This is a genomic window from Bacteroides sp. 1_1_30 (genome assembly GCF_020982715.1).
Classification (GTDB): Bacteria; Bacteroidota; Bacteroidia; order Bacteroidales; family Bacteroidaceae; genus Bacteroides; species Bacteroides xylanisolvens.
This window is the reverse complement of sequence record NZ_JAJKHN010000079.1, coordinates 1-16,993: the sequence shown is the minus strand read 5'-3', so window position 1 is coordinate 16,993 and position 16,993 is coordinate 1. Positions and strand designations below refer to the sequence as shown.

The window sequence follows — 16,993 nt, the reverse complement described above, 5'->3', positions numbered from 1 at the left end:
ATTTACCAACTATTTATTTAGACTGATTGCTAGCCGCTGAAGCATCAGCGAATATAGAATTCTTGTCTATTTTAATCTTTACATTAGAAGCAATCTCAAGTACTATATAGTCGTCAGTAATTTCCTTGATTGTCCCGTGGATACCACCTGCAGTAATCACATTCTGATTTACCTGAAGAGATTTACGGAAATTAGCTATTTCTTTCTGCTTCTTATTTTGAGGACGGATCATAAAGAAATACATGATAACAAACATAGCTATCAGCATGATCCACATCATACTTCCACCTCCGGCAGCACCGGCAGGAGCTTGCAATAATACAGTCAATACGTTCATAAATAATCTGTTTTAGTTTCTACTATATGGACAAAGGTATCAGTTTTTAGTCAACTTACCTTCTTTTTTTAATTGATTAACTATTCCATCCAGCGTACCGTTGATAAAGCTACCGCTTTTAGCTGTGCTATACAACTTCGCAATCTCTACATATTCATTTAACGAAACACTGACCGGAATGTTCGGGAAACTAAGAATTTCTGCTAATGCAGTCTGCATAATGATTACATCCATAAATGCGATGCGGTCCAAATCCCAGTTTTTTGTATTCTCACTCACCAAATGACGATAATAGTCAGAATTCAAAATGGTGCGACGGAACAGACGACGTGCAAACTCCTGATCTTCGTCATCCTTAAATTCCGGAAGCAGTTCCTGGTTGGCACCCTTCTTTTCATCAAAGCGTTTGATTGTTTTCAAGACGAACGTGTCTACAATTTCTTTATCATCATTCCAGTACAGACTCTGGTCTTCCAATACCTGGTCAAGAGAATCATTATTGAAGATGTATGTCTTATAGATTTTTCTCCACAGTTCACGATCAGCTTCGTATGAGTTGTCATCAGAAGCCATATAATCTTTATAGATATCGGTTTCTACAATTTTCTCATAAAGCTCTTTGATAAAGTCCTGGTCGTTTGTCCAGGTTCTTTTCTGATTGGCTATAAACTCGGACAATTGTTTATTGACTTCCAATTGAGCAATAAACTTGTTATCTACGAACTTCCTGTTGGGATACAACTCCTCTTTCGTAGGTGCCAATTTAGCTTTTGCCGCATCAATACGTTTTTGTGCATACTCTGTCAATGCTATCATCAGCATTAGCAAATAGTTGTAAAGGTCATACGCCTTTGAAAGACTAAAGAATAACTCTTTCTCCGCTGAGTCTAGATTTTTGCTGCCATTCTGATAATAGGCATATACTATCTGTATAATCTTAAGACGAATAAGAACTCTGTTGATCATAATTCAAATTAATACTGTTGTTATCGAACTGCAAAAGTAGATATTTTTAATGAGTTTCCACTAATAAATCACATTTTTTAATGCAGTATTTGATTCTCTGCGCTTTTTCTTTTGACAGTTTAAAAAAAATATCCAATTTTGAAGCCGATTATAAACGGACCGAAAGATATGGAAGATTTAAAAAAGAAAATGAGCGCAGACATGAATGATAAGGAGATCGTATTCTCCAAGTCCATTAAGGCAGGTAAACGCATCTATTACCTCGACGTAAAAAAGAATCGTAAAGATGAAATGTTCCTGGCTATTACAGAGAGCAAAAAAGTGATAACGGGAGAAGGCGATGATTCTCAAGTTAGTTTCGAGAAACACAAAATCTTCCTATATAGGGAAGACTTTCAGAAGTTTATGGCAGGACTCGAAGAAGCAGTCAATTTCATTGAGTGCAGCGACGCAAACGAATATATCGCCCGCCTGAACATCGAAGCTGATGAAGAAAATGAACGGAAAGCAATCGAAGAAGCCCGGGAAAACAAATTGGAGAGCGAAATTAAGATTGATATTGACTTTTAAGAAAGTAACTCTTTGATATTTCAAAAAAAAGATGTACTTTTGCACCGCTTTTTTGCAACATCGTGTGATAATCCACATCGTGTGATGGTGAATTAAGCAAACTAACTTAATTTAGAGTAACACAAATTTTTAAAGAAATGAAATCAATTGAAGTAAAAGGAACTGCAAGAACAATTGCAGAACGCTCTTCAGAACAAGCAAGAGCTTTGAAAGAAATTCGTAAAAACGGTGGTGTACCTTGTGTACTTTACGGAGGTAATGAAGTAGTTCACTTCACAGTGACTAACGAAGGACTTCGTAACTTGGTTTATACTCCGCACATCTACGTTGTAGACCTGATTATCGATGGCAAAAAAGTAAACGCTATCCTGAAAGATATTCAGTTCCACCCGGTAAAAGATACTATCCTACACGTTGACTTCTATCAAATTGACGAAGCTAAACCTATCGTAATGGAAGTTCCTGTACAGTTGGAAGGTCTTGCAGAAGGTGTGAAAGCCGGTGGTAAACTTGCACTGCAGATGCGTAAGATCAAAGTGAAAGCTTTGTACAATGTAATTCCTGAAAAGTTGACCGTTAACGTTTCTCACCTGGGATTGGGTAAGACTGTTAAAGTTGGCGAATTGAGCTTCGAAGGTCTTGAACTGATTAGTGCAAAAGAAGCCGTTGTATGTGCTGTTAAGTTGACTCGTGCAGCAAGAGGTGCAGCAGCAGCCGCTGGTAAGTAATTGAGATTATCCCTGTAAAGAGATATACTTCAAACGCAGATTAATGCAGATTAAAGCAGATGTTCAGTCTGCATTAATTTGTATTAATCTGCGTTTCTCTTTCTATATTAATGAACTGTTTTACGGAAATACGATGATAAAATACTTAGTTGTCGGACTGGGAAACATTGGTCCCGAATATCATGAAACCCGACATAATATCGGATTCATGACAGTAGAAGCATTGGCTAGAATCAATAACGCTCCCCCTTTTATGGATGGACGATATGGATTCACTACCAGCTTTTCTATCAAAGGACGCCAGTTGATTCTGCTTAAGCCATCGACTTTTATGAACCTAAGCGGACTGGCCGTTCGCTATTGGATGCAGAAAGAAAATATTCCATTGGAAAATGTACTGATCGTAGTAGATGATCTGGCTCTTCCCTTTGGAACTTTACGCCTGAAGGGAAAAGGGAGTGATGCAGGACATAATGGATTGAAGCATATCGCCGCTATTCTGGGCACTCAAAACTATGCCCGCCTGCGATTTGGTATCGGAAATGATTTTCCACGTGGCGGACAGGTTGATTATGTACTCGGACACTTCACTGACGAAGATTGGAAAACAATGGATGAAAGACTGGAGATGGCAGGGGAAATTATAAAAAGTTTCTGTCTCGCCGGTATTGACATCACGATGAACCAGTTCAATAAAAAATAATAGACTAGTCCTATAAAAATAAAGATAGCAATGAACGGTTAGCGATAAATGACAACGTCAACTGATACTAACCAACGAATTGCTTATCACTAAACAACTAACTAAAATGGCCGAAGCAAGAATAGATAAATGGATGTGGGCTGTCCGCATCTTCAAGACACGTACGATTGCAGCAGAAGCCTGCAAAAAAGGACGTATTACCATCAACGGTTCTCTAGCCAAAGCTGCCCGTATGATAAAACCGGGAGACGTTATTCAGGTGAAGAAACCGCCTATCACTTATTCATTCAAGGTATTACAAACTATTGAAAAACGTGTGGGAGCCAAACTTGTATCGGAAATGATGGAAAACGTAACTACTCCCGATCAATACGAACTGCTTGAAATGAGTAAAATCAGCGGATTCGTAGACCGTGCACGTGGAACCGGACGTCCGACCAAGAAAGATCGTCGGGAACTGGAAGAATTTACAACTCCGGAGTTCATGGATGATTTCGACTTTGATTTCGATTTTGACAGTGAAGAATAATAAATGGGAATTTAGCGGTTAAATGAGAATTTATCGGTTAGGCTGAAAGCCTTACAATTATATATTTATTGGGGGTGCCCTGAAAGGGCTTAATTATACAGCGTAGGGCAACGCCCTACGAAAAAAACACACCAGCCACAAGCCCTGAAAGGGCGGAACTGTATACAATTATGCCCTTTCAGGGCGCAAATTCAGATTGCCGTTTTTACGTAGGGCGTTGCCCTACGCTATATAATTAAGCCCTTTCAGGGCACCCCGCAAAATTTACCGTTTATAGGTTTGCCTTAACAGCATCAATCAATTCCTGATATTCTGCATCAGTCAGATAAACCTTCCCTGGGTTCATTTGGAATGTACCTCCATAATCAGGACCATCCACATACTTAGGAGCTAAATGAAAATGCAAATGAGACAATTTATCCGAGTAAGCACCATAATTAATCTTTTCCGGCTGGAAAGCTTTTTGCATGGCACGAGTGACACGCGCTACATCTGCCATAAAAGCATTACGATCTTCATCACTCAATTCATTCAAATCGTTCACATGGTCTTTATAAGAAACAAGACAACGTCCACGGTAGGTTTGTTCCTTAAACAAAAACACACGTGACACACTCAATTGCGCAATCTCAATCATCAGATTATGCAGCGTTTCATTGTTCTGGCAATACAGACATTCTTTCGGATCACTCTTCATGATATTATTATTTTAAGTTTTTATCGTTGCAAAAATAAGTATTCCATTCTTATCCTGCTTGTACTTTTTCGTTTTTTTGATCGACTAATTGGTACACATCCTCTTTTTCGCCTACCACCCAAACAACATCGCCTTCTTCGAGTGGAGCATTTACATCAGGAACCATCAGTGTACCGTCTTCACTTTCAACACCGGCTATCATACAATGATATTTGTCGCGGATACCCGATTCACGAATCGTTTTACCCAGAAAAACAGAATCACTGTCAATGATAAACTGCTTCAAAGCCATCTCGCTCTTTTCATAGACCTCCCAGTCTATCTTCGCTCCGTTTTGCATCGCCTCATTAAACACACTTAATTGTTCATCTGTACCTATCACCTGTATCTTATCCATCGGAAACAGGCGGACAGAACCACCGGGGATATTAATCCTCCTCTTTCCACGAAGAATAGAAGCAACATGAACTCCAAACTTCTTCCCCAGATTCAGCTCCATCAATGTCTTTCCCGCCCAACTGGATTCACCCGGAATTTCCATATCGGCAAGATGCAAATCATGCGACAACAAACGACCGGCATACTCCGGCTTTTTCTCTCCCAGATACTCTGCACGTACATCTCTGGAACGGAGATTCTGAAAGAAACGACGTTCAATCAATATCGATTGCTTCTTCAAACGGCGAGACCATACCATCAACAATACAACAAGTACAGCCACTCCAATAATCAATCCGATAGACGCCTTAAATAATCCGGAAATAACAAAGATAACAAAAAGTGCCGCTATCATAATACGAATCACGATTGTCGATACCAGCGGTGCGCGGTTGGCACGGCTGTCATGCCATAAGGTCATAAACTCAACCGAATGATTTTTCTTCACCATAATGGCACGCAAGAAAGGAGCAATACACAGAATGATAAATACCGCTCCCAACAATGATGCCCAGAAATGAGGCAGATTCTCTTTAAAGAATGGCACGACAAAACGAAAAGAAAGTGCAATAATCGACATACTGACAATTGAATAAACAACTGTTATACGTACCATTGACAAGATTAGCTTCTTCCACAAATTCTCGTGATTCAGAGCTGTTTGCGAACCGGAAGAATAACGCATCATTATTTTTTTCCATGATTCCGGAAGATGAGCATCCACAAAAGTAGAAGCCGGCTCGGCAAAACGAATCATATAAGGAGTCAGGAAAGTAGTAATCACAGAAACCGCTACCACTATCGGATACAGAAAGTCACTCGTTACATGCAAAGAGACTCCCAAAGAAGCAATAATAAACGCAAATTCGCCGATCTGCGTTAAACTAAAGCCGCATTGCATAGCCGTCTTTAAAGGCTTTCCGGAGAGAATAACACCGAATGTACCAAAAACGGCCTGTCCCAAGATAACAGCCAAAGTAATAACTATAATAGGTACGGCATATTCTACAATCATTGCAGGATCCACCATCATACCGACCGATACGAAAAAGATAGCTCCAAAAAGATCCTTTACCGGTTTCACCAGCCGGTCTATGGATTCCGCCTCGATTGTTTCCGCCAGAATAGATCCCATTATAAATGCACCAAATGCAGCAGAAAATCCTGTATGAGCCGCCATCACTACCATACCGAAACAAAGTGCCAACGACACAATAAGCAGAGTCTCCTCTCCCATCAATTTCCGGCAGCGTTTCAAGAATTCAGGAATCAGATAGATACCGACAACAAACCACAGAATAAGGAAAAACAATAATTTCCCGATACTCTCCAACATCTCGGTACCTTCAAAATGTTGGCTTACCGCCATAGTGGAAAGCATCACCATTAATACAATAGCCAAAATATCTTCCAAAATCAAGATACTCAACACAAGTCCGGTGAACTGCTTCTTCCTTAATCCTAAATCATCAAAAGCTTTATAAATAATAGTAGTAGACGACATCGCAATCATACCGCCCAAGAACAGACTGTCCATCCTGTGCCAGCCGAAACCCATGCCGACTCCTATTCCCAACAAAATCATACAAAAGATGATGGTACAGGCAGCAATGATGGCAGAACCACCCACCTTGACAATCTTCTTAAAACTAAATTCCAAACCAAGAGCAAACAGTAAGAAAATGACACCAATATCTGCCCATGTCTTAATATTGGCAGTATCCATCACTGAAGGAGTATACGGCATATGCGGACTTGCCAGGAATCCGGCAACTACATATCCCAAGACCAGAGGTTGCTTCAACTTCTTAAACAACAAAGTCATAACACCGGCACAGATCAATATCAGTGCGAGGTCAGCTATAAGAGTAGGTAATTGAGACATTATTTCATCGTATTTGATGACAAAATTATATTATTTCTATGGGATAAACAACATATCTACGGATATGTTTTGCAATAACGTCCTAAAATAAGTTAGCCCCGGATAGAGTCGATACTTATCCGGGGCTATACACAACAACCAGCTTATTTCTTATTTTCTAAAAGGAGGTTTCACTACCACTGCTTTTAACTTCCGACCACGCATATCAATACAGATTTCCGTGCCCACTTTACTATATTCCGGCTTTACATATCCCATGCCGATACCAATCTTACGGGTAGGCGACATCGTACCGGAAGTAACCACTCCTACTTGCTCGCCTTCAGCATTTACCAGTTCATAGCCATGACGGGGAATTCCGCGATCAACCATTTCAAAGCCAACCAGTTTACGGGTAACACCTTCCGCTTTCTGTTTTTCCAGCATCGGACGGTTGACAAAATCCTTGCCCTCCACAAACTTAGTGATCCATCCCAATCCGGCTTCTATCGGAGAAGTCGTATCATCCAGATCATTGCCATACAGACAGAAGCCCATTTCCAACCGGAGCGTATCACGGGCACCCAAACCGATAGGTTTAATGCCATACTCTTCACCAGCTTCAAAAATAGCCTTCCATATAGAATCAGCCGCAGACGGATAGAAATAAAGCTCAAAACCTCCCGCACCGGTATAACCCGTATTGGAGATAATCACATTCTCTTCACTTGCAAACGTTCCAACCTTAAATGTATAATAAGGAATAGTAGCAAGATCAATATCCGTCAACTTTTGCAGAACCGAAATAGCCTTCGGACCCTGTATAGCAAGTTGAGCTATGTTATCCGACGAATTTTCCAACTCGGCTCCCTCCGTATTGTGAGAAACACACCAGTTCCAGTCTTTTTCCATATTGGAAGCATTCACCACCAACATGTATTTTTCCGGTTCATACTGATAAACCAGCAAATCATCTACAATCCCCCCATCCTCATTCGGAAAACAAGTATATTGTATTTTACCCGGAGCCAGTGCCGCCACATTGTTAGATGTTATTTTCTGCAGAAAGGCCAACGCTTGCGGTCCTTTCACCCAAAATTCTCCCATGTGCGATACATCAAATACACCGACACCTTGACAAACAGTTATGTGTTCATCAATGATACCGGAGTATTCAATAGGCATATTATAACCTGCAAACTCGTGCATTTTAGCACCAAGTGCTATATGTTTCTCTGTAAACGGAGTGGTTTTCATTATTTTAAAGTATTAAGTTTTAAGTATCAGGTATTAAGTATTACCGGAGCTTACCGTCTTTTTATTTGGAAGCCAGCAGTTCTGCTATTTTTACGATCACTTTCATTGCTTTCTCCATATTCTGGATAGGCACAAATTCGTAACGACCGTGGAAATTCAGACCACCGGCAAAGATATTCGGACAAGGCAATCCCTTAAAAGAAAGCTGCGCACCATCCGTACCTCCACGAATCGGTTTTACATTCGGTTTCACACCCACGGCTTCCATAGCTGCAAAAGCAGTATCGATGATGTGCATTACCGGTTCTATTTTCTCACGCATATTATAATACTGGTCGCGCAGTTCGAGTGTCGCAGTACCAGCTCCATATTCAGCGTTCATTTGAGCTACCAGACGTTCTATCTCTTTTTTACGGTTCTCAAATTTTGCACGGTCATGATCGCGGATGATATAAGACACAGTGCTTTGCTCCACATCCCCCTGAATACCAATCAAATGATAGAATCCTTCATAGCCGGTCGTATGTTCTGGTCTTTCCTGTGAGGGAAGCATCGTAATAAACTGATTGGCAAGATAGATAGAGTTAATCATCTTATCCTTGGCATATCCCGGATGCACATTACGTCCTTTAAAGGTTATTTTTGCGGCAGCAGCATTAAAGTTCTCAAACTCCAACTCCCCTACTTCACCTCCATCCATCGTATATCCCCATTCACAACCGAATTTCTCTACATCGAATTTATGAGCACCTTCACCGATTTCTTCGTCAGGATTGAAGCCGATACGGATTTTACCGTGTTTGATTTCGGGATGTTCCTTCAGATAAACCATCGCTGATACAATTTCCGCGATACCGGCTTTGTCGTCGGCACCGAGCAACGTTTTTCCGTTGGTTACAATCAAGTCTTCTCCCTTATGATCCAGCAATTCCGGGAATTGTGATGGAGAAAGGACTACATTCTCTTCAGCACAAAGCACAATATCCGAACCGTCATACTTTTCCACAATGCGCGGAGTGACATCTTTACCCGTCATATCAGGACTTGTATCCATGTGGGCAATAAACCCGATAGTGGGTACTTCTTTATTTATATTGGCAGGAAGTGTAGCAAAAAGATAGCCATGCTCATCCAAAGTAATATCTTCCAATCCCAAAGATTCCAACTCTTTTTTCAAGTATTCAGCAAAAATCATCTGCTTCGGAGTACTTGGAGTAAGCCCTGTCGATTCATCAGATTGTGTATCGAAGCTTACATACTTTAAAAATCTGTCTACTAAAGTCATATTGTTTTAATTACAAGTTACTAATTACAATTTACAAATTGATAGTTTATAGTGCCGTAAAGGTAAAAAAAGAGCCGTGAATTACAAAGCAATTCACGGCTCTTTTTATTGTATACTTTTATCCGGATACTTAAATATCCTATTTGACTACTTTAAAAATGGCTGCTACCATCAAAGCAATGTGTACAAACCTTGCATTTAGGTAATCCGATAGCCTCAATCAGCGTTTCCAGTGTATTAAACTTCAATGAACTGAGACCGAAACGCTCTGCAATAATACTAACCATCTTATCGTATTCCGGAGAACCGGTAGTAGCATATTTCTCCAGGTTCTTATTCTCATCCCCTTCCAGTTCCTTGATAATACGACGGGTAATCAACTCCAATGCATTTTTAGAAGCCGAAAAACCAACAAACGGACAAGCATAAATCAATGGCGGACAAGCGATACGCATGTGCACCTCCTTTGCTCCGTAATCATACAGAATCTTCACATTGTCACGTAATTGAGTTCCCCGCACGATTGAATCGTCACAGAACAACAAACGTTTATTTTGCAGCATGGCACGGTTGGGAATCAACTTCATCTTAGCAACAAGCGAACGCATCTCCTGATTGCTCGGAGTGAAGCTACGAGGCCATGTCGGTGTATATTTTGAAATAGCACGATGGTAAGGAACCCCCTTTCCTTCGGCATATCCTAAAGCCATACCCACTCCCGAATCAGGAATACCGCAAGCACAATCCACTTCCGATTCATCTGTCTGTCCCATTTTCAATCCGCTGGTGAAACGCACTTCCTCTACATTCTTTCCTTCATAACAAGAAGTCGGGAAACCGTAGTACACCCACAAAAACGAGCAAATCTGCATATCCTCATTGGGCTTGCGAAGCTGGTCAACATGATCGTCATACATACGGACAATCTCACCGGGACCTAAATATCTCTCAATCTCATAATCCAGATTCGGAAAACTGGACGATTCGCTCGTTGCAGCATAAGCACCGTCTTTCCTTCCAATCACCACCGGAGTACGTCCCCATCGGTCACGGGCAGCGATGATACTACCATCTTCCGTCAGAAGCAACATCGAACAAGAACCCTTAATGTGCTTAAACACATTTTCGATACCTTCCACAAAAGTTCTGCCTTGTATAATAAGTAATGCGATAAGTTCCGTCTGGTTGGTGTTGCTCGAACTAAGTTCGGCGAAGTGCATGTTTTGACTGAGAAGTTCTTCTTCCAATTCCTGGATATTGACTATTTTAGCGACTGTGACAATGGCGAAGCGCCCGAGGTGAGAATTGATGATGATAGGTTGTGCGTCTGTGTCGCTAATGATGCCGATGCCGGCGTTTCCTTTGAATTTGTCCAGTTCTCCTTCAAACTTGGTTCGGAAATAAGTACTTTCCAAATTGTGAATGGAGCGTATAAAACCTTTTTCCTCACTGTATGTTGCGAGTCCTCCTCGCTTGGTACCCAGATGTGAGTTATAATCTGTGCCGTAGAATAAATCAGTCACGCAGCTAGTTTTCGAGACTGTTCCGAAAAAACCTCCCATGTTGTTCTCTTTATTGATGATGTTTTAAAAAAGATGGCGCAAAAGTACAAAAAAGAATTCGTCCTATAAAAAAAGCGCTCCGCAAAGTTTTAGTTTTCTTTGCGAAGCACAACTAATATTTATTAAAAAGCGGGGAATCCGAAAACAATCTTTTTACCGGAATCTTATTTCCATTTCTTGATCGTTTTCAAGTCAGCGGGAGTTGCTTCAATCAAACTTACTGCAAATCCTCCGCTACGTGCCAGCTTCACAGACATCTTATTCTTGTTTGTAACAAGTCCTTTTTTTATCTGGTAAGAAGTAGGATTCTTTTCAAAATCCGCCTCCTTTCCGTCAGCATAAAGAGTAGCTACATATTGTTTTCCCGGTTCGAGAAAATCAAGTGTAAAAGCAGAAGTACGGGGATTCTCATCGGTGATACCACCTACAAACCAGTTATCAGTACCTTTTGCCTTACGTGCTACGGTAATATAATCTCCCGGTTCCGCTTCCAGATACTTGCTGTCATCCCAATCAACGGCTACATCCTTGATAAATTGAAATGCATCCATGTGACGTTCGTAACTCTCCGGAAGGTCGGCTGCCATTTGCAAAGGACTGTACATCGTTACATAAAGTGCCAACTGTTTTGCCAAAGTTGTACGTACAAAACTGTGGTCGCCTGACAGGAAAGAAAGTTTTGTATCAAAGATACCCGGTGTATAATCCATCGGTCCACCAATCTGACGGGTGAAAGGAAGCAAGGTGGTATGGAACGGCTTATTCCCTGCAAAGGCTTCATATTCCGTGCCACGAGCCGATTCATTACCGATCAGATTCGGATATGTGCGACATAATCCTGTCGGACGGGTTGCTTCGTGAGCATTTACACAGATCTTATATTCGGCCGCTTTTTCCACCGCATATAAATAATGATTGTTCATCCACTGTCCGTAATGATGTTCTCCACGCGGAATAATATTACCTACATACCCGCTCTTCACAGCATTGTATCCGTTATCTATCATAAACTGATAGGCTTTATCAAGATGGCGCTCGTAGTTACGTACAGAAGCGGAAGTCTCGTGATGCATCATCAGCTTCACTCCTTTTTCCTTTGCATACGCATTGAGCATCTTCACGTCAAAATCAGGATACGGAGTTACGAAATCAAAGACATAATCCTTCGAATTTCCGAACCAGTCTTCCCAGCCTTCATTCCAGCCTTCCACTAAGATCTGGTCGAATCCATGCTCTGAAGCAAAGTCAATGTAACGCTTCACTTTGTCATTATTGGCTGCATGACGCCCGCTCGGTTTTGTTTGGGAATAATCCGTCTGTCCCAGTTTCACAGAATAAACATCATCCGTGTACGACCAGGAACTTTTTCCGGTAATCATTTCCCACCACACACCGATGTATTTCACCGGCTTAATCCAGGAAACATCTTCGTAGGCACAAGGTTCATTCAAGTTCAAAGTCAATTTGGAAGCCAGAATATCACGAGCATCATCACTGACAATCACCGTGCGCCAGGGTGAACGGCAAGGCGTTTGCATATAACCTTTATCCCCTTTTGCATCAGGAGTCAGCCATGATTCAAAAATCAGGTTCTGATCGTCAAGGTTCAGATGCATACAAGAATAATCAACCAAAGCCGCTTCATGCAGATTGATATACAACCCGTCGGCTGTCTTCATTTGCAAAGATGTCTGCACACCTGTTGGTGAAAAAGGAGTTTGAGAAGCATTTGGAGTAATTGCCCCTTGCAACAATCCGCGAATCTCTGAAAGCTTGGATTCGGTATAGTCATATTCCTGCGTATCATAATCGCCTGGAATCCAGAATGCCGTATGATCGCCGGCCATAGCAAACTGCGAATGTTCTTCTTTTATAACGAAGTAATTCAGATTCTTTTGCTGCGGGAACTCATAGCGGAACCCCAAGCCATCATTATAAAGACGAAAACAAATAATCAGATTACGATCTTGCGCCTTTTGATTCAGGGTAACAGCCATTTCATTATAATGGTTGCGGATCGATTTCACCTCTCCCCACACCGGTTCCCATGTTTCATCAAAAGCAGAAGTTTTAATATCGGCCAGAGTGAATCCATTCATCAGTCCGGGATCATTTTTCAATTCCAGTCCCAGTTTCGAAGGTTTAATCACCTCTTTTCCTTTATAAGAGAGTTCATACACCGGTTCTCCTTGCATGTTGACAGAGAAATTAAGTTTTAATTGTCCGTCAGGAGAAGTGATACTTTCGGCCTTTGCTGATGTGCCGAAGAAAAAAGAGAGCAACAGGCAGACCCACATTGCAGTTCCTATTTTCATGTTCTTCATGATATAAATGAGTTAGTTAATAATCGTATGGCAAAGATAGACCGGAAATCCAAGTAGTGTTTTTCTTTATAAAGAAAATATAGAGGAATACAGATTCAAAAACGAAATAAGTACTTAATAATAAAACAGATAACACATTTTGTCTCCCCCCCAAAATATAGTGTCTATGGTGATTAAATTAAAAGGATTAAATATGAATATTGCATAATCTTTCTATATTTGCAGATTATTATCTCAATCACATCAACAAACATTTTATTATTTATATGACACAACACCTTAGTTTATCCCGGAGGCTTCCAACAATTCGAAAAGGATTTTGAAGCCGCCTACAAATAATATCAATCTTTCAATCAAATGAGTAAAGAAGTTATCTATATCTTTATCGGTGGAGGAACTGGTAGTGCACTACGTTATTTTATCCAGTTGTTAATGCACGAACGAATCGTCCCTTATCATTTTCCATGGGCCACTTTCACGGTCAATCTTCTCGGCAGTTTTCTCATCGGTCTGTTCTATGCTCTTTCAGAGCGATTCCACCTTCCGTTCGAGGTCCGTTTGTTTCTGACAACGGGTTTATGTGGAGGTTTCACAACGTTCTCTACTTTCTCCAGTGATGGCGTAGGTCTGCTGAAAGGAGAATTTTACGGAGCATTTGTTCTATATACATTATTAAGTATAGGAATAGGATTAGCCGCAACGTTAGCCGGCGGATATGTGGGAAAACAGATTTAATAATTCGAATATAAATCCTACCTTTACGGCATGATTAAAAGAAACCCAACCAAACCCGTCCGCGTTGTTCCTCCCATGATGGAAGAACAGGAAGTCAGTACTATTACCCTACAGGAATGGCTCGACAGAGAAGAAACCGTCTCTCATCTTTTATTCTGCAAAGGAAAAGAAGAAGGCATCGACAAATCTTACAAAAGTTTCAAAAACTGCACCTTTCAGCATCAGACATTCAGCGAATGTAAATTCCGTTCCTCTCAACTGAGCGATGTCAGGTTCGAGAACTGCGACCTATCCAACATTTCTTTTGCTGAAAGTTCGCTCTACCGGGTAGAATTCATTTCCTGCAAACTATTGGGTACCAATTTATCGGAAACAACGATGAATCACGTCTTGCTGCATGACTGCAACGCAGGTTATATCAATCTGGCTATGAGTAAAATGAACCAGGTACGTTTTGCACACAGCCAGCTCCGCAACGGAAGTCTGAACGACTGCCGTTTTTCATCCGTCGCATTTGAGAGTTGCGATCTCGTAGAAGCCGATTTTTCACACGCTCCGCTTCGCGGAATAGATTTGCGCACTTCCCGTATCAGCGGAATCACGCTTAACATCAGCGATCTGAAAGGGGCTGTCATCACTTCCCTGCAAGCAATGGATTTGCTTCCACTGTTAGGGGTTATTATCGAAGATTAAAATCCTGCAAATTCACCCCGCCGCACTCAAACAAAAAGCATCGTCCCGTTGTTATAGTATAAGGTCGGACTAACGACATATAGGGAATAGGCACAAAAAGAATACCTATTTATAGTGATTTCTCACTCCCCGTCAAGTCCGTACTTTTGCAGAAATCTTATTCAAAAACAATAGAAACGATGAAAATTGAAAAAATTGTAGCTCGAGAAATTCTCGATTCAAGAGGTAACCCCACAGTAGAAGTTGACGTAGTATTGGAATCCGGCATTATGGGACGTGCATCTGTGCCGTCAGGTGCTTCCACAGGTGAACACGAAGCATTGGAACTTCGCGATGGTGACAAACAGCGCTATGGTGGAAAAGGAGTACAAAAAGCGGTTGATAATGTAAATAAAATCATCGCTCCGAAACTGATTGGTATGTCTTCACTCAATCAGAGAGGTATCGACTACACAATGCTGGCATTGGACGGCACTAAGACTAAATCGAATTTAGGTGCTAACGCTATTCTCGGTGTATCTCTTGCCGTAGCTAAAGCTGCTGCCAACTATCTGGATCTTCCTCTATACCGCTATATCGGTGGAACAAATACGTATGTAATGCCTGTACCGATGATGAACATCATCAACGGTGGTTCACATAGCGATGCTCCGATCGCATTCCAGGAATTTATGATCCGTCCCGTAGGTGCTCCTTCTTTCAGAGAAGGTCTGCGCATGGGTGCTGAAGTATTCCACGCTTTAAAGAAAGTCTTGAAAGACCGTGGCCTTAGCACTGCTGTAGGTGATGAAGGTGGTTTCGCACCTAACCTCGAAGGTACGGAAGATGCTTTGAATTCTATTCTGGCCGCTATCAAAGCAGCAGGATACGAACCGGGCAAAGACGTTATGATCGGTATGGACTGTGCTTCTTCCGAATTCTACCACGATGGTATTTACGATTATACCAAGTTTGAAGGTGAAAAAGGTAAGAAACGCACTTCCGCAGAACAAGTTGACTATCTGGAAGAACTAATCAACAAATTCCCTATCGACTCTATCGAAGACGGTATGAACGAAAACGACTGGGAAGGCTGGAAAAAGCTGACCGAACGCATCGGCAACCGTTGCCAGTTGGTAGGTGACGACCTGTTCGTAACCAACGTAGATTTCCTTGCAATGGGTATCGAAAAAGGCTGTGCCAACTCTATCCTGATTAAAGTAAACCAAATCGGTTCGCTGACAGAAACACTGAACGCTATCGAAATGGCTCACCGTCATGGATACACTACTGTTACTTCTCACCGTTCGGGTGAAACAGAAGATGCTACTATCGCCGATATCGCAGTAGCTACTAACAGCGGACAGATCAAGACAGGTTCTTTAAGCCGCTCAGACCGTATGGCTAAATACAATCAGTTACTCCGCATTGAAGAGGAACTGGGAGATTTGGCTGTATATGGTTACAAGAGAATTAAATAATTCAATATTCTCTTACTTGAATAATTCATCCCCGGACAATTAGATTATCCGGGGATTTTTACATATTAACCATTCACTAAATCTTTTTGCATTGTAAGAAAACTAGCTTCACTAAGCATCAATAAATATCTCCAATATTTTGCGAATTGAATTAATAAGGCTACATTTGCAACGTCTAACATATTAACAGACGGTGGGGAAACCTGCCTACTATCGCAGCGAGCATTTTTATGTTCGTATGTGAACTCTTATATGGGCGGTTTCGTCCCCCCATAGAGAGTGTTAATGCACCTCTAAACCTGCCGTCGGTATGTTAGACAATGGGACAGGCGAAACCGCTTTTTTATTAGCACTTCTTCCTCTCCCATCAATCTATTATTCATCTTTTAAATTCTAATGATTATGGAAAACAGTCAATTAAAAGACTTACAGGAAGAGGTTTCAGAAGCTACGAAACAGTATATCCTGACTACATTCAATTCTGAAAATGGAATGAAAACGTATTATTTGCAGATGTCAAACATAATACGCTCTGCGCACATTAATCCTCCCATTGACACCGAATACAACAGTTTAAAAAAGCTAAGCAAAAAGCTCAAGCAATATTGTACTTTCATTCAAACACTTGGCGAACATGAATGGGACAAGGGAATAGCCGATATTCAGAAAGCATTAGGCATTTATCTAATGCAAAATAACATCGAAAGTAAAGAACGCAAACAAACGAACCAAGAAATTGCCTCTCAACTGCAATTCATCGTTTTTCTCGGCTCAGTTGTAATTCTTGGGGGATTAAGTTTAGTCAATTCCCTTCATGCATATACCTTTGCTAGCCTAAAAAGGAA

At 41.2% G+C, this 16,993-nt stretch carries 16 protein-coding genes; 8 read left to right on the top strand and 8 right to left on the bottom strand.

What is annotated here, in order from left to right; genetic code table 11:
* Positions 1-13: 13 nt before the first annotated feature.
* Positions 14-337, bottom strand: a complete 324-nt coding sequence (gene yajC / locus LPH68_RS20050) for a preprotein translocase subunit YajC (RefSeq protein ID WP_004302063.1) — start codon at positions 335-337, stop codon at positions 14-16.
* A 39-nt stretch (positions 338-376) separates the two neighbouring features.
* On the bottom strand, positions 377-1,303 hold the full coding sequence (nusB, locus tag LPH68_RS20045) for a transcription antitermination factor NusB (protein ID WP_008021289.1): 927 nt from the start codon (positions 1,301-1,303) through the stop codon (positions 377-379).
* Positions 1,304-1,471: 168 nt separating this feature from the next.
* Here nusB and LPH68_RS20040 point away from each other — a divergent pair, with 168 nt between their 5' ends.
* The 4 genes from LPH68_RS20040 to LPH68_RS20025 all read left to right on the top strand — a co-directional run bounded on the left by LPH68_RS20040 (position 1,472) and on the right by LPH68_RS20025 (position 3,833).
* Positions 1,472-1,873 (top strand): PUR family DNA/RNA-binding protein, encoded by a 402-nt coding sequence (locus LPH68_RS20040; RefSeq protein WP_004309787.1) that lies wholly within the window; start codon positions 1,472-1,474, stop codon positions 1,871-1,873.
* 137 nt (positions 1,874-2,010) lie between these two features.
* Positions 2,011-2,601, top strand: coding sequence for a 50S ribosomal protein L25/general stress protein Ctc (locus LPH68_RS20035; RefSeq protein ID WP_004309786.1), 591 nt, complete (start codon positions 2,011-2,013; stop codon positions 2,599-2,601).
* Positions 2,602-2,737: 136 nt separating this feature from the next.
* Positions 2,738-3,304 (top strand): aminoacyl-tRNA hydrolase, encoded by a 567-nt coding sequence (pth, locus tag LPH68_RS20030; protein ID WP_032811507.1) that lies wholly within the window; start codon positions 2,738-2,740, stop codon positions 3,302-3,304.
* Positions 3,305-3,410: 106 nt separating this feature from the next.
* Positions 3,411-3,833, top strand: a complete 423-nt coding sequence (locus LPH68_RS20025; RefSeq protein WP_008021285.1) for an RNA-binding S4 domain-containing protein — start codon at positions 3,411-3,413, stop codon at positions 3,831-3,833.
* A gap of 271 nt (positions 3,834-4,104) precedes the next feature.
* Here LPH68_RS20025 and LPH68_RS20020 read toward each other — a convergent pair whose 3' ends face one another.
* From LPH68_RS20020 to LPH68_RS19995, 6 genes are all read right to left on the bottom strand, one after another.
* Positions 4,105-4,530: an HIT family protein gene (locus LPH68_RS20020; RefSeq protein ID WP_120079045.1), complete on the bottom strand. Its 426-nt coding sequence runs from the start codon at positions 4,528-4,530 to the stop codon at positions 4,105-4,107.
* Between the two features lie 49 nt (positions 4,531-4,579).
* Positions 4,580-6,853 carry a cation:proton antiporter gene (locus tag LPH68_RS20015; protein WP_008644441.1) on the bottom strand — a complete coding sequence of 758 codons (2,274 nt, stop codon included), beginning with the start codon at positions 6,851-6,853 and terminating at the stop codon, positions 4,580-4,582.
* Positions 6,854-7,003: 150 nt separating this feature from the next.
* Positions 7,004-8,089: a glycine cleavage system aminomethyltransferase GcvT gene (gene gcvT / locus LPH68_RS20010; protein ID WP_120079044.1), complete on the bottom strand. Its 1,086-nt coding sequence runs from the start codon at positions 8,087-8,089 to the stop codon at positions 7,004-7,006.
* 61 nt (positions 8,090-8,150) lie between these two features.
* The gene (gene pepT, locus LPH68_RS20005) at positions 8,151-9,374 is read right to left on the bottom strand and encodes a peptidase T (protein WP_120079043.1); all 1,224 of its coding nucleotides are present in this window, start codon (positions 9,372-9,374) and stop codon (positions 8,151-8,153) included.
* Positions 9,375-9,526: 152 nt separating this feature from the next.
* Positions 9,527-10,936 carry an amidophosphoribosyltransferase gene (locus LPH68_RS20000; RefSeq protein WP_004302052.1) on the bottom strand — a complete coding sequence of 470 codons (1,410 nt, stop codon included), beginning with the start codon at positions 10,934-10,936 and terminating at the stop codon, positions 9,527-9,529.
* Positions 10,937-11,100: 164 nt separating this feature from the next.
* Positions 11,101-13,260 carry a glycoside hydrolase family 97 protein gene (locus tag LPH68_RS19995; RefSeq protein WP_004309779.1) on the bottom strand — a complete coding sequence of 720 codons (2,160 nt, stop codon included), beginning with the start codon at positions 13,258-13,260 and terminating at the stop codon, positions 11,101-11,103.
* A gap of 357 nt (positions 13,261-13,617) precedes the next feature.
* Between LPH68_RS19995 and crcB the strand changes: the two genes are divergently transcribed.
* The 4 genes from crcB to LPH68_RS19975 form a co-directional block, all read left to right on the top strand.
* The gene (gene crcB / locus LPH68_RS19990) at positions 13,618-13,995 is read left to right on the top strand and encodes a fluoride efflux transporter CrcB (protein WP_004309778.1); all 378 of its coding nucleotides are present in this window, start codon (positions 13,618-13,620) and stop codon (positions 13,993-13,995) included.
* 30 nt (positions 13,996-14,025) lie between these two features.
* A complete protein-coding gene (locus LPH68_RS19985; RefSeq protein WP_008644437.1) occupies positions 14,026-14,688 on the top strand; it encodes a pentapeptide repeat-containing protein in 663 nt (220 codons plus the stop codon).
* A gap of 179 nt (positions 14,689-14,867) precedes the next feature.
* On the top strand, positions 14,868-16,148 hold the full coding sequence (gene eno, locus LPH68_RS19980; RefSeq protein ID WP_004302046.1) for a phosphopyruvate hydratase: 1,281 nt from the start codon (positions 14,868-14,870) through the stop codon (positions 16,146-16,148).
* Between the two features lie 402 nt (positions 16,149-16,550).
* A partial coding sequence (locus LPH68_RS19975; protein ID WP_230297102.1) for a hypothetical protein occupies positions 16,551-16,993 on the top strand: 443 nt, incomplete at its 3' end.